Raw genomic sequence first — 21,914 nt, 5'->3', positions numbered from 1 at the left:
ATTTTACAAAGTCTGAAATCCATTAGCATTAATAGGAAATTCCTAAAACAGACTCATCCCTGGCAGCTGATGATCAATAATTCATCTACAACTAATTTTGTAATTTACCAGTCAACTGCAAATCTCTAGTTTAAATCAACTACACGACAAGACATTTCAAAACAGTAAAACGAAAATGCAAGCAATTTGACTAACTGTAACCTATTGAAAAAAAGTGTAGGACGCTATTGTGCTAATAATTCATATCTTTCGTCCATGGAGAAAAACAATTATTTAATTACTCGAAAGCCCACAAACGAGCTATTAAAAAAACATATTGCATACTATTATTTCCATGCATCCAGTAACGAAATGCATAGGGAATCGTTTTATTTCTATCCAAATTACTTACATGCTTTGACTATTTACAAGGGCAATGACATCGTCATAACCTCTGATAAATTAAATTCACAAGTGCGTACTTCGTCAGATGAAAACAAAACCACCCTATTGTATACCATTAATGTAAATAATAAAATTCAGGTTGATATACAAGGTGCTTTTTACAAAATAGGTGTCGTATTTTATCCGATGGGAATCAATCATTTTATTGATAAGCCCTTGAATCAATGGATAAATCAATCTTTTCAAGAAGTAGCTTTAAATGAAATTTTTAATTCTAAGATCGCCTCACTGAACAAGGCGCTAGCTGTGCATGAGCAGTTAGAAATACTGGAAACTGCCTTACTAGCTGTCTATCGTCCGTTTCAAGAAAACACCCTTCAAAAAGCCATTAAGGAGATTATATTATCCAACGGCACCATAAAGGTTGAGGAACTAGAGCCACTCACAGCAGTCAGCAGAAAAACCCTACTGCGCTTGTTTAAAAAACACAGCTGTACAACGATAGAGGAATACAAAAGAGTAGTGATGTTTCGAAATTCACTTAATTATGCGCTTCAACACAAAGAATTGGTCAATCTAACCGATGTCGCTTTATATAGTATGTATTACGACCAGTCGCATTTTATCAAACACTTTAAGAGTATTACCGAAGAATCCCCCAAAACACTGCTGCCCAAAATAATTCAAATAGGCAACGAAGATTTATATTGGCATTTTTTAGAAGTGTAGTTAAAATGTCCCAGTTTTACAATTTTGGCCCTTTATTTCATCCTAGTTTTGTGTAATAATTTATAATTGTACACATGGCAACGATTACCATCAAACGACCCCATAGAGCTACCAACAGGTTTAGAAATTATAAGATATTTTTAGATGGCAAACTACTCGGTACCCTTGGTAATGGAGAAACTAAAGCGTTTATAACCGATGCGGCTGGTACGCATCAACTGCAGGCCACTATAGATTGGTGTAGCAGTCCGGTGTTTTCGACAGCTATAACAGCCGATGAAAATAAAAAATTAGCCGTAGATCTCAATCCAGTTTCTACTAAAAACTGGTCGTATTTCTTTTATAGCGGCTTTTGTATTTTAATTCTTGACTTTATTTTAAACAAAACGCTCCACTTTCCATACGCCTTGATCCTGATGGTTTTTCCTTTTCTTTATATGATTTACACATTAATACTCGAACGAAAAAAACAGCTTATAATTACTGAAATTCAAACTGTAAATCAAGAAGATTAACGATTGTATAAGATTGAACTACAGACCAAATACATCACTATTTCCCTAATCTTTCCGAACATGAGAATAAAAAATTACATTAATTACTGTTATATTCTACTAGTTATTTTCTTTCCCTTGCAAGCCAATGCCCAAACTTATAAAATAAGTGGAAAAGTAGTCGATCAGAACGATGGGAAAGGCATTTTTGGGGTCTTGATTACCAACAACAAGAGTCATACAATCACTAATGAAGATGGCGCCTTTACCATGGTGGCGGAAAGCGAGAGCGAGCCCTTATATTTTAGCCATATTCAATATCAATCACAAGAGCAACAGTCCACAGCAAATATGATTGTGAGGATGCCACTTTCCGATACACAATTAAACGAAATACTGATTTTCAAGAAACCTTTAAGCGATGTTTTTGCTCTAGCCTTTAGGAATGCTTTAAAAACAATGGACAAAGGAGATTTATACAAAACCTATATACGCCAATTTAATAGGGTCAATAACGAAAAAACAAATCTTGCGGATGGAATTGTAGATTTTTACGTTAATCACCCCAACAAAAGGCCGTATACCGCTGTCTTGGAGCATCGGGTATTTACGAGTACTGAGGAAATCGATCGAGATGCAGATACGGACGAAATACTAAACGCTTTCGGCATGGATATCAGAGATGTATTAATTATTAAAAAAAACATCACTGAATTACTGGACATATTAAAGGACAACAAAAACTATGACTACACGGTTCAACAGAAAACTGAGACGGGCAACAAATCGAAGATTATAGTCACCTTTGAACCCAAAGATGGATTGACAGATTGGTTGGTCTTTCAGGGCTACATCGTCTTCGATGAATCGCAAACCAAAGTATTAGAGTATAAATATGAGTTAGCCGATAAATATATCGACAAAATTAAAATATTGAAACTCTTGTTTTTTAAAATCCAAATCCAACAAATAAATAACTATGTTGTTTTTATCGATGACGAACACTATCACTTATTTTACAGATCCCATTTGATGGATTTTGCGATAACGAGCAAATTAATCAAGAATCATCAAGTGAAGACCATCCAAGAAGTTATGGTTGACCAAGTATATAAAAATGTGGAAATCCCCAAAGAAAAACCGTATAAAGGTGATTTATACAAACAGAAAAGCAACTACAGTACTGAATTTTGGAAGGATAGAAATATCCGTCCGCTCAACAAATGGGAACAAGAAATACTTGACAAATTAGAGAAAAAATCATAAAATCAACGGACTACATTTTACCTTAATTCTTATAAATCAATAATTTAATAAAAATCCCACATGATAAAAATTGGATACTACCTATTGAATTTTATAATCGAGCTATTACTTTGCTTGGATTGGATTACCTTTTAAACAAATTCGTTGTAAAAAGTGTAGCCGTATTTTGGGCGACAGCTTGTGAGTCCCTCCTCATCTTTTAGGCTCTCGCCAAGGTGCGAATTCTATTATATACCACGAAACCACAACAAGGTATCGGGTATAGTCTCATTCGCACCGTCCCTTAGACCACCTCATCAATCCAATTCATCACCGAAGTAAGTTACAATTCATAAACTGTCTTATCATTTAACTGTAAGTACGGTTACATCTCTATCAAACTTATTTAAGCATAGCTGTTTTTAATTTATTAATTTGCGTCACCAACTGATCAAACTCTTCAAAATTCAACGTTTGTTGCCCGTCAGAAAGTGCTTTTTCCGGTTCGTAATGGATCTCAGTCATCACACCATCGGCTCCTGCAACCATCGCCGCTAAGGCAATTTTACTGACGTGACTTCTGATACCAATACCATGCGATGGATCAGCAATGACCGGCAAATGACTCTTTTCTTTTAAGATGGGAATCGCATTGATGTCAAAGGTGTTGCGATAGGCATTTTCAAATGTTCTAATCCCGCGCTCACAGAGTATGATTTTCTCATTTCCCGCCGAGAAAACATATTCTGCGGACTGTAACAACTCGTCTATAGTACCCGAAATCCCCCTTTTGAGCATCACCGGTTTGGCGGTCCTTCCCAGCGCATCTAACAAGTTAAAATTCTGCGCATTTCTAGCTCCCACCTGAAATACATCGACATAATCGATCATATCATCAATTTGTGAAACCTGCATAACTTCGGAGATGATCTTGATGTTGTGCGCCTGACAACTAGCGTGAAACAGTTTTAATCCAGCTATGCCCAAACCTCTAAAGGCATAAGGAGAACTACGTGGTTTGTAAACACCTCCACGCATGATTTTGACGTTGTTTTTAACCAAATGCTGTACGATTTGATCAATCTGCTGCTCACTTTCAATAGAGCAAGGTCCTGCAATTACTGAAAAGTCGTTTTCACCAATACACACTCCATCGCCCAACTTAATTTCAGTGGGGTCGACCTTCCATTTTCTCGAAACGAGTTTATAACTATCCGTTACTCGATGTACGTCGAGTACGCCCGGTAAATTGCCAACAACTCGAATATCTATATCGGAGCTCAAGACTGCCACCAGGTAAGTATTGTCGCTTGTAGTTACCGGCGTAACTTTTATCTGATGCTGTGATAATAAAGCCGCCAAACGATTGCGCTGTTCTGTACTTACATTTTTTTCTAATTGAATTATCATGGTCGAAATTCTTTAATAAATTGACTTATACCAACTGATGTAATACCGTTTTCAGTAAGGTGTTTGACAAAGGCACTTCCAATAATACAACCACGACTGAACTGAGCTGCACTTTTAAAGCTCAGAGCATCGTGAATACCGAATCCCGTAAGCAAAGGATTTTTGAGTTGCAACTTTTGGGTGCGCTCCAAATAGGTCGTGTTTAATTGATTGGTATTAGTGCCTCCTGTAACACTATTTGACGAAACCATATAAATAAAACCCGTAGCATGGTGATCAATTTCACGTATTCTCTTAATCTCCGTTTGTGGAGTTAGCAGTAAGATATTAGAAACTCCTTTATCCTTGCAACTTTGCTGTAAATTAGATTCGAAATATCCAAAAGGCATATCGGGAATAATGATACCGTCTATACCCACCTCCGCACACTTGGCTATAAATTCTTCTGCTCCAAATTGCAACACCGGATTTAGATACCCCATTAATAAAACGGGTAATTGCGTTAGCGTTCTCAATTCCTTAAGTTGTTCAAATAGGACTTTGAGACTCATCCCATTCGCAATCGCGATTTCGCTGCTCTGTTGTATGACCGGTCCATCCGCCAAAGGATCTGAAAATGGAAATCCAATTTCTATCATATCCACTCCAGCGCGATCCAATTCTTTGACTACACTTAAAGTATCCTCTAATAGCGGATAACCCGCCGTCATATAAATCGAGAGGATGTTTTCTTTTTTACTCTCAAACAATGCTGTAATTCTGTTTTTCATAATCCCAAGTATTTCTTATAAGTTAATAAGTCTTTATCTCCTCTACCCGATAAGTTGACGACCACCACATCATCTTTTTTAAATTGCAGCTTGTGTAAATACGCCAAGGCGTGTGCCGACTCCAAAGCCGGTATGATTCCCTCTCTCTGCGAAAGCATTAAACCCGCAGCCATAGCCTCGTCATCCGTAACATGGACCACTTCTGACAAACCCGCATCGTGTAGGAACGAATGAGCCGGACCTATACCCGGATAATCTAAACCCGCTGAAATAGAATGTGGCTCAACAATCTGTCCGTCGTCTGTTTGTATTAAATAGGTTTTACTTCCGTGAATAATGCCCTTTTTACCCAAAGCAATTGTCGCCGCAGTTTTACCGCTATAAATTCCCTTTCCTCCTGCTTCAACAGCGATAAGTCGGGTTTTTTTGTCGCCTATAAAATGATAAAATGCCCCCATAGCATTACTTCCCCCTCCCAAACAAGCAATGATGCAATCGGGCTGCTCCCGCCCGGTTTTGTCCTTGAGTTGTATTCTGATTTCCTCGCTAATCACCGATTGGAAAATCGATACCATATCTGGATATGGGTGGGGTCCAACTACAGATCCAATGATGTAATGCGTATCAACAGGGTTGTTGATCCATTGTCTGATCGCTTCATTGGTCGCGTCTTTTAGGGTTTTACTTCCACTGGTAACCGGAGCGATTTTAGCACCGAGCATCTTCATTTTTTCGACATTAGGCCTTTGCCGCTGTATATCGATTTCACCCATATAAATAGTGCATTCCATATTCATCAACGCACAAGTTGTGGCCACGGCGACCCCGTGTTGTCCCGCACCGGTTTCGGCAATGATTTGTTTTTTATTCAACCGTTTTGCCAAGAGTATCTGTCCAATGGTATTGTTGATTTTATGTGCTCCCGTATGTGTTAAATCTTCCCGCTTTAGATAAATATTTGCTTGAAACATTTCAGAGAGATTTTTTGAAAAATATAAGGGTGTAGGTCGCCCCACATAATCCCGCAATAAGGAGCGAAACTCCTCTTGAAAATCTTTAGAATCGATAATTATCTTATAATTTTGTTGCAGTTCCAATACGTTTGGATAAAGCATTTCGGGAATAAAGGCTCCGCCAAATTCACCATAAAATCCATTGCTATCAGGGCTAAATGCGCTCATTTTTCTTTATTATTTTTATTATTGATTGAACGAGTTCCCGGTCTTTTAATCCGGGTTCACTTTCCAAACTGCTGTTAAAGTCATATCCGTAAAGCATAGGGTGTTTCACCGCTAAAAGCTGTTGTACATTATGCAGTCCCAAGCCCCCGCTTAAAAAGAAAGCTGTTGACAATTGGTACTGCTGTAAAAGATCCCAATTAAATGAAATACCGCTACCACCATAACCGATACTCTGTGTATCAAAGAGGAAATAATCAACGACCTTCTCATAATCCTTTAACGTCGAGAAATCGAAATATGCACCTATAGAAAATGCCTTTATAACGGTATATCCCTTTTGTTTTAAAGTCCGGCACTGTTGTGTGGATTCCCCGCCGTGCAACTGAACGGTTTTAATACCGTATTGCATGAGTTTCGCTACCATAACCTCATTGGATTGGTTGACAAAAACAGCCGTTTTCTCTATGGGATTCTGAGAGTCCTCCAATGCTAAAATTTCAAAATCCTCCCCTACAAATCGCGGCGATTGCTCGTAAAAGATAAAACCTAAATAATCGGGTCTTAGCGCGGTGATTTCTCGAATATTTTCGAGATATTTCATTCCACAGATCTTAATTTTCACAGTCGTAATTCTTTTATTAATGCGGCACATTTGGCCGCAGGATCAGCGGTTTTCATAAAGTACTCTCCGATTAAAAACCCTGAAAAACCGTTGTTTTTAAGGGTTTTAATCACAGCAGCCGATTCCAATCCACTTTCGGCAATTTTTACAACACCCTCAGGTAATAAACCCGCCAAACGGATGCTGTTTTCAACATCTACTTCAAAGCTGTTTAGGTTGCGGTTGTTGATCCCTACCAAATCCGCATGGGTATGGATATTGTCTAAAATCTCCGTTTCGGTGTGTATTTCCAAAAGTACTTCCATACCTAATTGATGAGCCAAAGTGGTGAATTGGGCAATTTGTGCTGGGGTAAGTATTTTGGCAATCAACAAAATGGTGTCGGCTCCCATGGCTTTTGATTCGATTAACTGGTATTCGTCAATGATAAAGTCCTTTCGCAGTATCGGACAATAATTCAGTTTTCTAGCCGTAGGCAAATCCTGTTTTTTTGCTCCAAAAAAGGTTTCATCGGTTAAAACAGATAAGGCTGAGGCCCCAGCCTGCATATAACCCAAACTGATCTTCTCCACATCGGCATAAACATTAATATTTCCCTTTGACGGTGATTTTCTTTTAAACTCCGCTATAATCCCCTGATGCTTTTCACTGTGGATATACCCTTTTAATGAAACACAAGCTGTTTCAAAGTACCTACTTTGCTCTAATAATTTTATAGGGTATAGACTTCGGCGTTCGCGAACTTCTATAATTTTTTGCTGTTTGATCGTCTCTAATATTTTCATTGTATTGCTCTTAAGGTGGTGAATGCTTTTTTGGCCTTTAATCCAAACAAAGACGCTGTTGCCATAGCCATTGCCTCTTCATAGGATTTGGAGGGGTAATAGGTTTTAATAGCCGTAGCCGCATTGGCGAGTACTACCTGGTTTTGGGCTACTGTTCCATTCCCTTCTATAATATTCATAAAAATATGGGCGGCTTCACTAACGGTATTCCCACCGTATAATGTGGCTGGTAAACACGGGTCGAATCCGAATTGTTCGGGTTTTATGATATGTTCACCTTGGTTATTGAATAGCTTGGTGTTTGCTGTTAAGGTAATCTCATCATACCCATCTAGAGCATGCACAATACAGTATTGAACATCTTCTTGTTGAAAGAGGTACTGATACATCCGCGCGAGTTCCGGATTAAAAACCCCTGTCATTTGAACTTTTGGTTGAGCTGGATTAACCAAGGGCCCCAGCATATTAAAAAAGGTTTTTACACCCAATGCTTTTCGAATTGGCGCTACTACTTGCAGTGCCGGATGAAACAAGGGCGCGTGTAAAAAACAGATGTTCGCTTCCTCCAACTGCTTTTTTAAAAGCACTTCATTCGTTTGGAATTGAACTCCCAAAAATTCTAATACATTGGATGAACCCGAAATGGATGATACACCATAATTACCGTGTTTTGCAACTGCTATTCCTGCCCCCGCAACGACAAATGAAGTTAGAGTAGAAATATTAAAGGTGTTCTTACCATCGCCTCCAGTACCGCAAACATCCATCGGATTACAAAAGGATAAATCGACGGTATGGCTCAATGAAATTAACGCTTCTCGAAACCCGCTGAGTTCGTCTAAGGTGATGTTCCGCATGATAAATGTGGTTACAAAAGAGGCTATCTGATTGGAATCATACACCCCCGTTGCAATGCTGGTCAATACCGCTTTGGCTTCACTCTTTGTAAAGGTTTTATGCTGGTATAAATGTTCTAATACGTCTCTCATTTTTGTTTTTCTTTAAATTCATTGGACTCCATTTGAGATCCCCCTATCCAGTTTGCTATCATTTTTACGCCCATTTCAGTCAACACGGATTCGGGATGAAACTGTAATCCCCTCAAATCATATTGTCGATGCTTGATCGCCATAATATGACCGCTCTCATCTAAGGCGAGTACTTCGAGTTCGCGTGGCAATTGATTTTCTACGATCCAAGAATGATAATGTCCGATTTTAATACCCGAAGAAATTCCCTCAAATAAATAATCTGGATGGATAATGGTCAACTGGGAAGAAATACCGTGTAAGGGGGTTTGCAAATTGATGAGTTTAACACCAAAGCTCTCAGCTATAGCCTGATGCCCCAGACAGATGCCTAAGATGCTTTTTGAAGGTCCAAACCGCTTGATGATTTCAGGCATCAATCCGGCATCTTTTGGAACACCAGGTCCTGGAGATAATAAGATTTTATCAAATTGGTTGATGGTTGTCAAATCAATATTATCGTTTTTACAAACTACGATGTCTTCTAAGCCGAGGTTATATAAAATATGAACCAGATTATATACAAACGAATCGTAATTGTCTATGACTAAAATTTTCATAACTAAAGGGTATTTGCTAGTTCAATAGCCTTGCGCAAAGCCATTAATTTATTATTAACTTCTTCTAATTCGCTTTCAGCATTGGATTTGGCTACTACGCCACATCCTGCCTGATAGGTCAGAACATGATGTTGGCTTAAAAACGATCGAATAAAAATGGCGTGATTAAACGATCCATTAAATCCAATTAATCCAACTGCTCCACCATAAAACCCTCTGCTTTCCGGTTCATTGGCATCGATAATTTGCATGGCTTTGTGTTTGGGTGCTCCCGATAAAGTGCCCGCAGGATACGTATCGCCAAAGATTCGAATAGGATTAAATCCCGGATTCAATTGTGCGCTTACTTTAGAAACCAAGTGTATGACATGAGAGTAAAATTCCACCTCTTTAAAGGCGTCTACTTTTACCCTTTGGCTGTTTTTACTCAAATCATTTCGCGCCAAATCAACCAGCATAATATGTTCGGCATTTTCTTTGACGTCTTCACGGAGTTGAATCGCTAACTGCTGATCTACTGCAGCATCACCACTACGTCTAAAAGTACCGGCAATGGGGTGAATGACAGCCGTATTGTTGTGAATGGTTAATTGTGCCTCAGGTGAGGAACCAAAGATCTTAAAATCGCCGTAGTCGAAATAGAACAGATAAGCCGATGGATTTATAGAGCGCAAAGCGCGGTAAACATTGAATTCATCACCTTTAAATTTCCTGCGAAATTTACGCGACAGCACCACTTGAAAAACATCTCCCAGATAACAATGTTCAATACCTCTAGCTATCGCTTTTAGAAAATCGGGATCCGTGAAATTCGAGCTTTCTACCGCTTCAGCACTAAAGTCAAAAGGAGTGATTGCGCGTTTTGAAATCAGCTCACTAATATGATTCAGTTGAGATGATTCGCCTTCTTGTAAATGTTCTAGAAGAAAAATTTCGTTGTTAAAATGATTAAAAACGATAAGAAATCGAAAGAAGTGATATTGCAATAGCGGCAATTTAAACGATTTATTCTCAAAGGATATATCTTCAAAAAAAGGAATCGCATCATAGGAAGTATAACCAAACAATCCGTTGTTTACAAAACCTAAATTTAAATCAACAGTATCAAATGATTTGGCGAATGCATTCAATTCACCCGCGAGGTCGATTTTGCTATTATCCAAAACATCTTTACGCCCATCTGGATATTGTATGCTTGTACTATCCCGCTCTGCAATAAACGATGCTAGCGGTTGTAAACAGATGTAAGAGTAGCTATTTTCTCTGCTTTTGTATTCTGAACTCTCTAATAAAAAGCAGTTTTGAAACTGATCGCGCAATTTTAAATACAACTCTACAGGCGTGTTCGTATCGCTAAGTCCCTTTTTTACAAGGGTTTTGAAAGTATAAATCATGAAATTGATTTAAAAGATTATAAAATGAAATGGAAATTTTGGGCACAAAAAAAGCCCGCTGGATCCAGCGGGCTTCTAATAGTTATTTTAGATACAAAATAATATAATAGCGTTTACCAACTCAATCCGAAAGATTTAGTTAGCCACCACCACGTATTATTTTGTGAAATGTTTTTCATAAGTGGGACAAATGTATATAATAATATTTTATACTTCCAAAAATAAATTAAATTATTTTTCAAAACAAACACTATCAACTACTTACAAATTAATATAAACTACAATAAAAATGATAAAAATAGAATTAGACATAAAAAGTTATCTAGTACCTTCTAATTTCAGTCAAATATTTACGCTGTTTTTCGCTTTTTATTCATTCGATCAGCTCCTTTATTCATCCATAATTTTTACGAATTATAACACTAAAGATCAACTATTAATTTCAGATTAACGCTCGAACGAACGAATATCTAATGCGCTATTAATTATAATAAAATGGTATGTTGTCGGAATGTTTTAAAAGATTTGTCCCGACTATTTTGTTCAAACAGCAACTTCACTGACAGCATTAGCACTTCAACATTAATCATTGTTCGTAGTCGACTTTAAACAGCGTCCTCTGGGTTCATCGCCTTCGAAGAGCACGGTTTCAGAATGTAGAAATTCGGCAGCGGCGGCGGAGTCTTGTACCTTAACAGCACTGCGTTCTAACATGTTAGATTCAAACTCGGACAACACACTTTTTCTTAGTCCTTGTTGTCTCCACGGATTAAAAAATCCACACCCCTTAGATATACCGCGTGCCAACATCAAGGCATCTATTAAGGCCTGATTGGCACCCTGCCCCTTAAATGGGCTCATCGGATGTGCTGCATCGCCAATGAGCGTTACTGCTCCAGCATGGACTAAGTCCTCGGGCTGTAAGAGTTCTCTATCGTAAACAGGATAGCCTGAAACCTGAGCCGGATCTGTTGCCGCTAAAATCTGAGTGATGGGATCGTGCCAAGGTGTCCTGTGACAGGCTTCATCCTTTAATGCTTGTGGCCCCTGAGCACTAAGGATTTTCGCCTCTGCTTCATCCATCGGAAAACTCAATTGCCACATGATGCTGTCTTTGGTATAAGGCATCATATAGATGCGCTCGTTGCCATTGGCGGTTTGAAATACCGTAGCCGAATCGAGTAAAGTACTTTGCAATCCTTCTAAAGCCGCTAAAGGACAAATACCCAATATCACGATACATCCCAAATAACGCAATGGGTTAATTTGCTCGTCGATCAACAATCGACGTACCGAACTGCGGATACCATCGGCACCAACAACCAAGTCAGCTTTGGCTTGTTGCAAAACTCCATTTACGCGAAATGACAAGTCTACTCCCGCTCCGTCCGTTTGCTTTATATCAATTAATTGATGCCCCCACTTGACCATCTGCTGCCCACCGAGCTGTTCCAATAGTGCCAACCGCAAAGATTGTCGAGCAATGTGAACATTACTTCGCTTTGCAGAAGTTATGCTTTCAGACTGCATCCATTTTCTAACGCCCCACTCTCCAATGACTTTTCCATCTGTTGTATGTACCAAATGGCGTGTAGAAATAACCCCGTCTTTTAAAGAAAAAAGTCCCAAACCTTCGATGGCTTTACTCGCCTGTTGTAAGGTTAATCCATAACCCTGCGATCGCGCCTCAAAATCGTAATCGCGCTCATAAAGTGTAAACGGAATACCGCGATGCAAGCAGGCTACTGCCAAAGCTACGCCACCTATTCCCCCACCAATAATCGCAACATGAGGTTGGTTCTCTCTATCAGGTATCGGATAATGTGAAGAATAAAGCAATCCCGATCCCCCACAACTTTCACAGGGATATTGGTGTCCTGTTGGTCGGATAGGTGCTATTCCCTGTTTATTAGATCGTTCAAATTCAGCAACTAACAAAGCATAGTCGCGCCGAGCTCGAGTACTGAGCTTTCTACTTTTTTTTCCACGACCCAAACAATCCTCGCACATCAACCAACTCGACGCTTCGCTTTCTTCTTTTTTCATCAATACTTTTATTTATGCAAACTGCAATCCCAAAAAATTACTTTTTCTTAAGTATACCCTTTTCAACGCTTTGCTCTATCAATTGCTCCGCATAGTCCCAAATCACTTCAGACCCCTCGGCCATGACTTTCTTTTTTTCGATGACTTTGTCATAACTGACATCAAATTCTTTCCAGGTTCCGCCATTGTTAGAAGTATTCTGCAATAAGGGCTCCAATCGATCCATGGTTCTGGCAAACTTAGCTTCGGCGGTTTTACCCGCTTCAAATTCTTCCCAAATGGCTAACATTTCATCAGCTTGCGCTTTGGGTAACAATCCAAAAATTCGCTGTGCAACCGCTCTTTCTGCATCGGTATTGCTGTGATTCTTTGCGGTATCATATATAAAAATATCTCCTGCATCTATTTCAACGATATCGTGGATCAACACCATTTTTACTACTTTTAAAAGGTCAATCGGCTCATTCGCATGTTCTGCTAATACCAATGCCATCAGTGCCAGATGCCAGCTGTGTTCGGCATCATTTTCGTTCCTGTCACTGTCGAACAATTTGGTTTTACGTTGAATGTATTTGACTTTATCAATTTCCCTTATAAAGTCTAACTGTTTTAATAGGTTTTCAGAAAACATGGCAATAGCATAAAATTTATACTGCAAAAATAAGGTTTTTTTAGCGGTCGAACTTATAGTTATAAAAAACCATAAACTTGAAAAATGCCCTTGCCCATTAAAATAACAATAGTACTATATAAGCAAAACAAACCTCGTTTCAATTATCAACTGATCTACTCGTGAATCCGCAGTTGTTAATATTACTATTTTAAAAAAACAGTATCACGTTCATTCTAAAAAAGTTAAGTTGTCCACCTAAAATAACGTTTACTAAATTCATATCCATCGATTCTTTTTGGCACGGTTACTGAAATATGCCTTTAGAACTAAGCCATAACAACATGAAAACAACCATTACTCTTTTAGCCCTATTTACAGCCACAATCTTGTTTGGTCAAGAAGCTGGTAAAACCGGTGAATTGCTTAAAAATGAAATCAGCGGCACTACCACAGCCCGATATCAAGAATCATCAACCCGATCCAACACAAACAGCAACACATCCAGTCGCGGCGATCAATATGATAATTCATCGAATCGCCAGTCTTCGCGTTCCAACAAAAGCAATCGAGAAACAAAAAAGCGATACCAGTGGAATCAAAATTATGGGTATGCCGAAGTTTTTGTAAGAATCCCAGAGGGAGGCCAATTTACTGTTGAAATAGGAACGCAATCGATGACCAATCAATCGGGAAAGTTCCGATTTTTCGATCTGAATTCGGGAAGTATGTCTATCTCGATTTATGAAGACGGTTATCTGCAATATCGCAGTCAAATTCAAGTGCGTAACGACAGCCGATTGGTGTTGGATTATTTCAGCAATTACGGACTATACCTCCTCGATAGTTATGCGGTAAAGGGACAACAATACGGTTTTAATCAATGGGACGATGTATGGAACAACCCCTACGGCAATGAATCTTGGGAATCCGGAAATTCCAATTCGCAAACCATGGACCAAATATCTTTTGATCGTTTCGTCAAAAACTTAAAAAAAACAGCCTCTTTTGACAAGGACAAATTAACTGTGATCACACAACAAGCGCGAGTGAGTCTGTTTACCGCACAACAGATTAAAACCCTCTTGAAAACCTTTAGCTTTGACGATCAAAAAGTAGAAGCGGGTAAAATACTATTTCCACGATGCACAGATAAGGTGAACTTCTATATAGTATACGATAGTTTTACCTTTGAAACAGGCAAAAAACAACTGATGAACTATGTGTCTAATCTGCGATAAGAGTAGATATAGAAATATTACAAGCGACATAGCATAAATACTCCATTTTACAAGAGAACTTAACACGTATCGCTAATCTAAAGAAGGCTGTCTAAAAGGACAGTCTTTTTTAATACTAAGTGATGCCGTTATTGATTTTTAAGCAAATATGATCTCACTTTGCATTCAACGGTTGTTTCACACAAAAAAAGCAACTACCGATGACGCTCTTTTTTTATTGCTAAACAATCGATATTTACCTTAAAAAAAACTAAAAGTTAAGCACTTATACAGTAAAAACATATAAAGCGTTAACTGATAATACTTCTACCTTAAAATTTAAAACAAAAAAATACTAAATACAATAAAAACCTAAAATAAGTAGAGTAACAAAAATAATTTATTGCTAAAAAACGTCATTTAATTGATAATATATCAACATTAATTATTAAAACACAATAATATTATATAAATTTGAGTTATTCATCGAGCTTATATTTTTAAAAATTAGAACAGTTATTTCAGTTAAATCTTAAATACGAGAAAGCTGTTCCTAAATGGTCATATTATGAAAAACAGGTTTTTGATCTTTATCTTTAGCATTTTTAGTTACGGTAGTTATGCACAAATTGGAATCGGCACCTTGCAACCCGATAAATCTTCTGCTTTGGAGATAAAATTCACAGATAAAGGGGTTCTTTTATCGCGTGTAGCACTTAAAAGCATCGATGATATGACCACTATAGCGAATCCCACTCATTCCTTAATGGTTTACAATACGGCGACAACAGCGGATATTACACCAGGTTATTATTATTGGAATGAAACTACAGCAAAATGGGTTCGGTTACTTGACGCGGTAGCGCCAACAGACGGATGGAGCCTAAGTGGTAATAGCGGTACCGTTGCTGGTGAGCATTTTATCGGCACCACCGATGATAGCGATCTGGTTTTCAAGAGAAATGGCATTCATGCGGGATTATTAACTCAAACCACTTTCAACACCTCTTACGGGGTCAATTCCTACAAAGGCACCATGGCGGGTAGTTTTAACGGTCGCTATAATACGGCTATAGGCTACAACAGCCTTCACGGAAATTCGCAAGGTTTGGTTGTCGGTCATGATAATGTCGCTTTGGGAGCCAATAGCCTTTCCAATAATTACAATGGCGCACGAAATACCGCCTTGGGTTCAGCGGCGATGAAAGGCAATACCAACGGTAGCAATAACACAGCCAGCGGTCATGAAGCCCTAGTTACCAATTCCATTGGAAATAATAACGTAGCGAATGGAGCATATAGTTTAAATCGAAACAACGGTAATGATAATGCGGCAGTAGGTACTTCAAGCATGTCGTCAAACAACAGTGGTTCATACAATGCTGTTTTGGGAAGTAATGCCTTACAGACCAATACTACGGGCAACAATAATGTCTCCATTGGCTTTGAATCCTTACCTAAAAGCTCAGATGCTAGCAACAATACAGCAATTGGTTATAGAAGTATGATGTATATCACATCAGGAAATAACAATACGGCTATAGGATACCAATCCGGTCCGATAAAGTACGATCTGACCAATACTGTTGCTGTAGGTAGCCAAGCAGAAGTTCTAACTTCTAACACCATACAGTTGGGAAATACAGCGATAACCACCATTGCCGGTCAAGTGCCGTTTACAGTAACTTCTGATCGACGGTATAAAGACGCAATAGCACCACTTCCTCTCGGTCTCGATTTTATAAATCGACTTCAACCCGTGGAATATATTCGTAAGAATAACAACAGCCAAACCAAAGAATGGGGAATCATCGCTCAAGACTTAGTACAAACGCTTCAAGACATTCATTATAAAAATGCTGGAATCGTCGTTGATACTCAAGATGCAGAACAGATGTTAAGCGTTCGCTATAATGATTTACTTGGCCCTGTAATTAACTCCATACAAGAATTAGCTTCAAAAAATGAACAGCTAGAAAAAGTAAACAGTGCACAACTCGAACGTATTGACCAACTTGAACGTGATTTAACCCAAATCAAAAACTGGATGCAACAACAACAACTTAAAAACAATCATTAGTTTGTATCTAAAAGTTTCTCTATGGATTAGATATTACTACATTCTCCCATTTATTTCTCAATAATTTTTCCAGTTGCTCGATCTCTTTGTGATACATGGTTTTCTTTCTAGTACCAAAGTAAAGGGTGTTTTCCAAGGGAACAACACCCTCCCAAATCAGTTTTATTTTTCCTTCGATGATAGCCTCACGACACAGAAAATCAGGAACAACAGAAAATCCGATATTATCACTTAAACAGCGAATGATAGAACTGATATTGGGAACAATATAATTCGGACTGAAATCGGGATGCTCGCCAAAATGTGTCATCCAAAAGTTTTTTAAATGATCCATATCCGCAGCCGTACTATACCAAAGCTGCTGCTTGAGAAAATTAGATACCTCCTTAATTTTATTAGAGGTCAACAAACTTTCTATTTCGGTAGTATCGGTATTGTTACCTGCAATTAATACAATACGTTCTTTGGAAAACGGCAGATACTCTAAATTTAATTGGGTTCCGATTTGCGGTGTGATAATCAAATCCAAAAGACCGTTATCCAAATCCTGCTGCATCTGAGGATATTCGCCAAATTTTATAATCAAGTTAAACGGTAAACTCGCTATATGTTCCTCTAAAGTATATTGAAAAGTCTCAAAACACATTCCTACACTAATAGTTGCTCGCTCCTCTTTCGAACGCTTGTGAAAATGCTGTTCCGCATTTTCCATCTTTTTCAAGGGCTCAAAAACACAATTATATAAAATCTTCCCCTTTTCAGTGGGAACCATTTTTCGAGCTGACCGATCAAACAATTTATATCCCGTATAGGATTCCAACGAATTTAAATGCAAACTCACCCCCGGTTGTGAAATGAATAGTTGCTGCGCAGCAGCCGATAAGGTTCCCGTTTCATATATCGCTTTAAAAGTTCGTAACCACTCTAAATTCCATCTCATACCTATAATTTATATGATACAAATGTATGATTTAAATTATTTTAATCTTAGCAATATGTGCTCTAAATTGGAAATTCTTTCATACAAACCTATCGTATACCATTAATTTACAAAATTTTACAGTAAAAAACAATAAATCTATCCGGTAAATAATCCCGACAGTAGCATTTTCATAAGAGTTACTATAAATGATTGCCTGGTTTTATAAATAAATTTACAACTATTATTATTATGATATAAATGTATTATTTAAATTATTTTTATGAGTTATAAATATTATAGAACTTTGCAGTATCAATAATCAAAATAATACAATGAAACATATACTTATTATAAATGGCGGACAAACCTTCGCACATTCAGGAGGACTTTTTAATAATAGTCTTACACAATGGACTAGCGAAACGCTATCTCGAAATGGTTTTAAGGTACAGACTACCAATATCAATGAAGATTATGATGCGCATTTGGAAGTAGAAAAATTCAAATGGGCCGATGTCATTATCTATCATACACCGATTTGGTGGTTTCAAGTGCCAAATCGCTTTAAAAAATATATAGATGAAGTTTTCACAGCTGGTCATAACAACGGTATTTACGCTAGTGATGGACGAAGCAGAACCAATCCAGATATCAATTACGGAACAGGTGGATTAATGACGGGTAAAAGTTATATGGTTACTTCTTCATGGAATGCTCCAGAAACGGCATTCACCTTAGAAGGCGAATTTTTTGACCAACACAGTGTTGATGACGGTATTTTATTTGGTTTCCACAAGATGAACCAATTCGCAGGATTAACGAGAATTGATGGATTCCACTTTCACGATCTAGAAAAAAATGCGACCGCTGAACGCGTAGAAAATTACCGCATTTTATATGACAACCACCTTCAAAATCAATTTATTAATCAAAAAGAATTAATATGAGCATTTATTTAACTGCCATTATACAGGTAAAGCCAGAGCATCAATCCGCTGTTTCGATACTTTTGCAAAAAATGGTTACTGAAACCAGAAAGGAAATCGCTTGTATACAATATGATCTACATCAGGGAGTCAAAGATCCAAATACCTTTGTATTCTACGAGATATGGAAAGATCAGATCGGTTTGGACGCACATAATCAACAAGAGTATATCAAGGAATTTAACCGTTTTGCTGAACGCAAACTACAACAACAACCTCAATTATTTCTAACTGATAAAATTGAAATACCTACCTTGCTCTAAATACAAAGATTCGTTTAGGGTTTTATCTGTATGGATCAGATTTTTTTTAGTTGAATTAAGACTGTTGACAAAACTTAAGAAAGTTCGAGATGTTCAAAAAAAAGAGCCAAAAAGGCTTATAAAATGGAGTTATATAATTGAAGTTTTTCATTGCTCGATTTACCACAAAAAAAATCTCCCTAAGCAGAATTGGAAGCCTGACATAGGGAGTAACGTTGATCAAATAACAAACTTAATCAACACTGCAATATTATGACTTTGAATTGGTTTTAAGGCTGTTTTTTAAAGTTTTTATTTTTTTATTTTCAAGAGTTGTATTAAAAAAGCTAAACGAAAAGTTATCAGCATTTTACAATTTAAAAACATCGATATTCTTGTTGGCTTCTACGCTAAAATTGAGAATTTATTCAAAAAACACAGACAAAACTGCCGCCACTCCTCATTTAAAACGTCGAGTAGCGGCAGTTTTTCGTAAATAACATGACTACGGCTTATCGATTAGTAGTCGAAAACTCCACGGTATTTTGTGATTTATAAAATAGTCGAAACAAAAATTCCACTTATATTTACCGCAGTTTTAAAATTTGCATTAAAAAAGAGATTCTAACTTTAGATTTAGTCTAAAAAGTCCAAATAGAAAGCGACTCATTGCTTAAAAATACAAACTGATTGACTTCACAAATAATTGATTACTTCATGATACAAGATTTACAGCATAAAATCGATATGAAAACAAAACCCCTAGGTTCTTTAGGGATACTTGAAAACGTCGCTTTACAGATCGGATTGGTTCAGCAGAGCTTAACTCCGATTTTAAACAAGCCTACTGTTGTGATTTTTGCAGGTGATCACGGTATTGCCGAAGAAGGTGTTAGTGCATATCCGCAAGAGGTTACTTATCAAATGGTGCTGAATTTTTTAAGTAAAGGAGCCGCTATTAATGTTTTTGGCCGTCAAAACGATATTGATATCAAAATTGTAGATGCTGGTGTAAAATTCGATTTTGAACCACATCCCGATTTAATCACAGCCAAAGTCGGAATGGGCACAGGAAATTTTCTGATCGAGAAAGCCATGACTGCCGAACAATTGGATCTCTGTTTCAATAAGGCCGATCAAATCGTAACTAAAATTTTTGATACAGGTTGTAACATCATTGGATTTGGTGAAATGGGAATTGGAAACACCTCTTCCGCTGCGATGATTATGAGTAGTATTTGTAATCTCCCCTTAGAAGTCTGTACAGGAAAAGGTACTGCAAGCAACAACGATCAATTGGCCAACAAAGTGCGTATTCTAAAAGATTGTCAAAACTTTCATGGAGTGATTAACGACCCTATGGAGGTACTCCAAACATACGGAGGATTTGAAGTAGCGCAAATATGCGGTGCCATGCTTAGTGCCTATAAAAAGAATATGCTGATTATGGTCGATGGTTTTATTACTACCGCAGCCTATTTAATCGCGGTACACCTCATTCCCGAAATAAAAAACAACGCCATTTTCTGTCACTTATCTGACGAATCTGGACATCAGCATGTACTCGAGTTTTTAAAAGCTGATCCGCTTGTGAATTTACGTATGCGACTTGGAGAAGGTACCGGTTGCGCTGTGGCCTATCCTCTAATCAAAAGTGCGGTTCATTTCTTAAACGAAATGGCTAGTTTCGACAGCGCTGGTGTATCTACTAAAAACGACTGATGAAAACCGAATTGAAAATATTTTTTACCGCTCTAATGTTTTATACGAGGATTCCCTGTCCAAAATGGGTGGGTTATACTCCGGAATTACTCAATAAATCCACCCGATATTTTCCAATAATTGGTTGGATCGTCGGAGGCTTGTCGTTTCTAGTATACTATTTATGTAGCTTTGTATTTAGCATCGAAATTGCTGTGCTACTTTCATTAGCAGCCGGTGTTTTTATCACAGGTGCGTTTCATGAAGATGGATTCGCCGATGGGTTTGATGGATTTGGTGGCGGATGGACCAAATCGCGCATTTTAGATATCATGAAGGACAGCCGAATCGGGACTTACGGTTCCGTAGCCTTGATTTTTTTGTTTGCTCTAAAATTTCTTGCACTCAGCGAAATATTGATTATCACAACTGATAATCCGCTCCTAATAGCCCTACTATTTATCAATTATCATACGCTTGCCCGATTTACTGCTATAAATATCACCTTTACCTCAAGCTATTCCAGAGAGGATGAAAGCAGCAAATCTAAACCCATCGCAAAAGCCTATTCCTATAAAGAAGTACTCGGTGTTTACAGCTTTGGACTACTTCCTCTTTTTGCATTGACCATTTACCAGTGGCCATTTATTCTCATTCTACTACCCCTTGCAGCCGTTTATTATTTTTCTCAACGATATTTCAACAAATGGATTGACGGATATACCGGCGATTGTCTGGGCGCCGTAGAGCAATTATCGGAAATTATTATTCTCTTAAGTTACTTAGTGTTATGGAAATTTATGTTATAAGGCATACCGAAGTCGATGTAGAAAAAGGAAGTTGCTACGGACAATCCGATGTAGCATTAAGCAACGATTACCTGCAACATATAGACCAGGTTAAATCTAAATTACCCAGCGAGTTCGATCAGGTTTTTAGTAGCCCACTAAAACGTTGCCGCATCTTAGCACAACATATCACAGCAGCTAAAATTGAATATCACAATTCTCTAATGGAAATGCATTTTGGCACTTGGGAAAATCAATTATGGGATAACATCAACGCCTTACAATTGCAAGAATGGATGGACGATTTTGTTTATGCAAAAACACCTGAAGGAGAAAGTCTCGAGTTACTATACAAAAGAGTTTCTTTATTTATAGATGAGTTACGCGGCCACAAAGCCCGTAGAATCACCTTGGTTACTCACGCCGGTGTGGTACGTTGCATCTGGGCCTATTTATTGGATATTCCCTTGGAAAACATTTTTAAGATCCCCATAAACTACGGTGAAGGAATGGTTTTTAAACTTGGAGAGACCAAGGAATTGGATCAAATTGTTAAGATGGTTTTTTAGTGATCAGAAATCGGAAGTCGAAAATCGGGAGTCGGGAGTCGAGTCACGAATCACGTGTACGTCCCTGATATAGGTTGACCTAAAAAATCAATTTATATGAAAGCAAATATTCAAGTCATTAAGAAGCAGCGCGTTTATAGTGTTGAAT

21 protein-coding genes are annotated in these 21,914 nt (G+C 37.9%); 10 read left to right on the top strand and 11 right to left on the bottom strand.

Going from position 1 to position 21,914, the window contains the following annotated elements; genetic code table 11:
* The first annotated feature begins 255 nt into the window (after positions 1 to 255).
* The 3 genes from L1275_RS15505 to L1275_RS15495 all read left to right on the top strand — a co-directional run bounded on the left by L1275_RS15505 (position 256) and on the right by L1275_RS15495 (position 2,873).
* Positions 256 to 1,113 (top strand): helix-turn-helix domain-containing protein, encoded by an 858-nt coding sequence (locus L1275_RS15505; protein WP_253475499.1) that lies wholly within the window; start codon positions 256 to 258, stop codon positions 1,111 to 1,113.
* A 74-nt stretch (positions 1,114 to 1,187) separates the two neighbouring features.
* Positions 1,188 to 1,628 (top strand): hypothetical protein, encoded by a 441-nt coding sequence (locus tag L1275_RS15500; RefSeq protein ID WP_253475496.1) that lies wholly within the window; start codon positions 1,188 to 1,190, stop codon positions 1,626 to 1,628.
* Between the two features lie 60 nt (positions 1,629 to 1,688).
* The gene (locus tag L1275_RS15495) at positions 1,689 to 2,873 is read left to right on the top strand and encodes a carboxypeptidase-like regulatory domain-containing protein (RefSeq protein ID WP_253475492.1); all 1,185 of its coding nucleotides are present in this window, start codon (positions 1,689 to 1,691) and stop codon (positions 2,871 to 2,873) included.
* 381 nt (positions 2,874 to 3,254) lie between these two features.
* Here L1275_RS15495 and L1275_RS15490 read toward each other — a convergent pair whose 3' ends face one another.
* From L1275_RS15490 to L1275_RS15445, 10 genes are all read right to left on the bottom strand, one after another.
* Positions 3,255 to 4,262, bottom strand: a complete 1,008-nt coding sequence (locus L1275_RS15490; RefSeq protein WP_253475489.1) for a bifunctional 3-deoxy-7-phosphoheptulonate synthase/chorismate mutase — start codon at positions 4,260 to 4,262, stop codon at positions 3,255 to 3,257.
* Positions 4,259 to 5,032, bottom strand: coding sequence for a tryptophan synthase subunit alpha (gene trpA, locus L1275_RS15485; RefSeq protein WP_253475486.1), 774 nt, complete (start codon positions 5,030 to 5,032; stop codon positions 4,259 to 4,261). The genes L1275_RS15490 and trpA overlap by 4 nt, the downstream gene beginning before the upstream one ends.
* Positions 5,029 to 6,213, bottom strand: coding sequence for a tryptophan synthase subunit beta (gene trpB / locus L1275_RS15480; protein WP_253475483.1), 1,185 nt, complete (start codon positions 6,211 to 6,213; stop codon positions 5,029 to 5,031). The genes trpA and trpB overlap by 4 nt, the downstream gene beginning before the upstream one ends.
* Complete coding sequence (locus L1275_RS15475) at positions 6,200 to 6,814, bottom strand: phosphoribosylanthranilate isomerase (RefSeq protein ID WP_253475480.1); 615 nt, start codon at positions 6,812 to 6,814, stop codon at positions 6,200 to 6,202. The genes trpB and L1275_RS15475 overlap by 14 nt, the downstream gene beginning before the upstream one ends.
* Before the next feature lie 17 nt (positions 6,815 to 6,831).
* Positions 6,832 to 7,620 carry an indole-3-glycerol phosphate synthase TrpC gene (gene trpC / locus L1275_RS15470; protein ID WP_253475477.1) on the bottom strand — a complete coding sequence of 263 codons (789 nt, stop codon included), beginning with the start codon at positions 7,618 to 7,620 and terminating at the stop codon, positions 6,832 to 6,834.
* Complete coding sequence (trpD, locus tag L1275_RS15465) at positions 7,617 to 8,609, bottom strand: anthranilate phosphoribosyltransferase (RefSeq protein ID WP_253475473.1); 993 nt, start codon at positions 8,607 to 8,609, stop codon at positions 7,617 to 7,619. Before trpD ends, trpC begins: the two co-directional genes overlap by 4 nt.
* The gene (locus tag L1275_RS15460; protein ID WP_253475471.1) at positions 8,606 to 9,208 is read right to left on the bottom strand and encodes an aminodeoxychorismate/anthranilate synthase component II; all 603 of its coding nucleotides are present in this window, start codon (positions 9,206 to 9,208) and stop codon (positions 8,606 to 8,608) included. The genes trpD and L1275_RS15460 overlap by 4 nt, the downstream gene beginning before the upstream one ends.
* Before the next feature lie 2 nt (positions 9,209 to 9,210).
* The gene (locus tag L1275_RS15455; protein ID WP_253475469.1) at positions 9,211 to 10,602 is read right to left on the bottom strand and encodes an anthranilate synthase component I family protein; all 1,392 of its coding nucleotides are present in this window, start codon (positions 10,600 to 10,602) and stop codon (positions 9,211 to 9,213) included.
* A gap of 582 nt (positions 10,603 to 11,184) precedes the next feature.
* Entirely contained in the window at positions 11,185 to 12,648 is a 1,464-nt protein-coding gene (locus L1275_RS15450) for an NAD(P)/FAD-dependent oxidoreductase (protein ID WP_253475467.1), read from the bottom strand.
* A 37-nt stretch (positions 12,649 to 12,685) separates the two neighbouring features.
* Complete coding sequence (locus L1275_RS15445; RefSeq protein WP_253475575.1) at positions 12,686 to 13,279, bottom strand: HD family hydrolase; 594 nt, start codon at positions 13,277 to 13,279, stop codon at positions 12,686 to 12,688.
* A 323-nt stretch (positions 13,280 to 13,602) separates the two neighbouring features.
* Between L1275_RS15445 and L1275_RS15440 the strand changes: the two genes are divergently transcribed.
* A complete protein-coding gene (locus tag L1275_RS15440; protein WP_253475465.1) occupies positions 13,603 to 14,499 on the top strand; it encodes a DUF4476 domain-containing protein in 897 nt (298 codons plus the stop codon).
* Positions 14,500 to 15,046: 547 nt separating this feature from the next.
* The gene (locus L1275_RS15435; protein ID WP_253475463.1) at positions 15,047 to 16,558 is read left to right on the top strand and encodes a tail fiber domain-containing protein; all 1,512 of its coding nucleotides are present in this window, start codon (positions 15,047 to 15,049) and stop codon (positions 16,556 to 16,558) included.
* Positions 16,559 to 16,577: 19 nt separating this feature from the next.
* Here the strand turns inward: L1275_RS15435 and L1275_RS15430 are convergent, their stop codons facing one another.
* Positions 16,578 to 17,498, bottom strand: coding sequence for a LysR family transcriptional regulator (locus L1275_RS15430; RefSeq protein ID WP_253475461.1), 921 nt, complete (start codon positions 17,496 to 17,498; stop codon positions 16,578 to 16,580).
* Between the two features lie 314 nt (positions 17,499 to 17,812).
* On the opposite strand from L1275_RS15430, the gene L1275_RS15425 reads away from it, so the two are divergent.
* The 5 genes from L1275_RS15425 (at position 17,813) to cobC (ending at position 21,766) form a co-directional block, all read left to right on the top strand.
* Entirely contained in the window at positions 17,813 to 18,427 is a 615-nt protein-coding gene (locus tag L1275_RS15425; RefSeq protein WP_253475459.1) for an NAD(P)H-dependent oxidoreductase, read from the top strand.
* Entirely contained in the window at positions 18,424 to 18,729 is a 306-nt protein-coding gene (locus L1275_RS15420) for a putative quinol monooxygenase (protein ID WP_253475457.1), read from the top strand. Before L1275_RS15425 ends, L1275_RS15420 begins: the two co-directional genes overlap by 4 nt.
* A 696-nt stretch (positions 18,730 to 19,425) precedes the next feature.
* Positions 19,426 to 20,430, top strand: coding sequence for a nicotinate-nucleotide--dimethylbenzimidazole phosphoribosyltransferase (cobT, locus tag L1275_RS15415; protein WP_253475454.1), 1,005 nt, complete (start codon positions 19,426 to 19,428; stop codon positions 20,428 to 20,430).
* A complete protein-coding gene (locus tag L1275_RS15410; protein WP_253475451.1) occupies positions 20,430 to 21,218 on the top strand; it encodes an adenosylcobinamide-GDP ribazoletransferase in 789 nt (262 codons plus the stop codon). Before cobT ends, L1275_RS15410 begins: the two co-directional genes overlap by 1 nt.
* Positions 21,200 to 21,766: an alpha-ribazole phosphatase gene (gene cobC, locus L1275_RS15405; protein WP_253475448.1), complete on the top strand. Its 567-nt coding sequence runs from the start codon at positions 21,200 to 21,202 to the stop codon at positions 21,764 to 21,766. Before L1275_RS15410 ends, cobC begins: the two co-directional genes overlap by 19 nt.
* Positions 21,767 to 21,914 lie beyond the last annotated feature (148 nt).

The organism is Flavobacterium sp. HSC-61S13 (genome assembly GCF_024171535.1).
Lineage (GTDB): Bacteria > Bacteroidota > Bacteroidia > Flavobacteriales > Flavobacteriaceae > Flavobacterium.
Note: the sequence above shows the minus strand (reverse complement) of the source record. Positions and strands in the feature narration are given on the sequence as shown.

What these genes read in the sequence shown, in the direction of transcription:
- L1275_RS15505 (WP_253475499.1), top strand. Translation starts at nt 256, where the DNA reads ATGGAGAAAAACAATTATTTAATTACTCGAAAGCCCACAAACGAGCTA.
- L1275_RS15500 (WP_253475496.1), top strand. Translation starts at nt 1,188, where the DNA reads ATGGCAACGATTACCATCAAACGACCCCATAGAGCTACCAACAGGTTT.
- L1275_RS15495 (WP_253475492.1), top strand. Translation starts at nt 1,689, where the DNA reads ATGAGAATAAAAAATTACATTAATTACTGTTATATTCTACTAGTTATT.
- L1275_RS15490 (WP_253475489.1), bottom strand. Translation starts at nt 4,262, where the DNA reads ATGATAATTCAATTAGAAAAAAATGTAAGTACAGAACAGCGCAATCGT.
- trpA (WP_253475486.1), bottom strand. Translation starts at nt 5,032, where the DNA reads ATGAAAAACAGAATTACAGCATTGTTTGAGAGTAAAAAAGAAAACATC.
- trpB (WP_253475483.1), bottom strand. Translation starts at nt 6,213, where the DNA reads ATGAGCGCATTTAGCCCTGATAGCAATGGATTTTATGGTGAATTTGGC.
- L1275_RS15475 (WP_253475480.1), bottom strand. Translation starts at nt 6,814, where the DNA reads ATGAAATATCTCGAAAATATTCGAGAAATCACCGCGCTAAGACCCGAT.
- trpC (WP_253475477.1), bottom strand. Translation starts at nt 7,620, where the DNA reads ATGAAAATATTAGAGACGATCAAACAGCAAAAAATTATAGAAGTTCGC.
- trpD (WP_253475473.1), bottom strand. Translation starts at nt 8,609, where the DNA reads ATGAGAGACGTATTAGAACATTTATACCAGCATAAAACCTTTACAAAG.
- L1275_RS15460 (WP_253475471.1), bottom strand. Translation starts at nt 9,208, where the DNA reads ATGAAAATTTTAGTCATAGACAATTACGATTCGTTTGTATATAATCTG.
- L1275_RS15455 (WP_253475469.1), bottom strand. Translation starts at nt 10,602, where the DNA reads ATGATTTATACTTTCAAAACCCTTGTAAAAAAGGGACTTAGCGATACG.
- L1275_RS15450 (WP_253475467.1), bottom strand. Translation starts at nt 12,648, where the DNA reads ATGAAAAAAGAAGAAAGCGAAGCGTCGAGTTGGTTGATGTGCGAGGAT.
- L1275_RS15445 (WP_253475575.1), bottom strand. Translation starts at nt 13,279, where the DNA reads ATGTTTTCTGAAAACCTATTAAAACAGTTAGACTTTATAAGGGAAATT.
- L1275_RS15440 (WP_253475465.1), top strand. Translation starts at nt 13,603, where the DNA reads ATGAAAACAACCATTACTCTTTTAGCCCTATTTACAGCCACAATCTTG.
- L1275_RS15435 (WP_253475463.1), top strand. Translation starts at nt 15,047, where the DNA reads ATGAAAAACAGGTTTTTGATCTTTATCTTTAGCATTTTTAGTTACGGT.
- L1275_RS15430 (WP_253475461.1), bottom strand. Translation starts at nt 17,498, where the DNA reads ATGAGATGGAATTTAGAGTGGTTACGAACTTTTAAAGCGATATATGAA.
- L1275_RS15425 (WP_253475459.1), top strand. Translation starts at nt 17,813, where the DNA reads ATGAAACATATACTTATTATAAATGGCGGACAAACCTTCGCACATTCA.
- L1275_RS15420 (WP_253475457.1), top strand. Translation starts at nt 18,424, where the DNA reads ATGAGCATTTATTTAACTGCCATTATACAGGTAAAGCCAGAGCATCAA.
- cobT (WP_253475454.1), top strand. Translation starts at nt 19,426, where the DNA reads ATGATACAAGATTTACAGCATAAAATCGATATGAAAACAAAACCCCTA.
- L1275_RS15410 (WP_253475451.1), top strand. Translation starts at nt 20,430, where the DNA reads ATGAAAACCGAATTGAAAATATTTTTTACCGCTCTAATGTTTTATACG.
- cobC (WP_253475448.1), top strand. Translation starts at nt 21,200, where the DNA reads ATGGAAATTTATGTTATAAGGCATACCGAAGTCGATGTAGAAAAAGGA.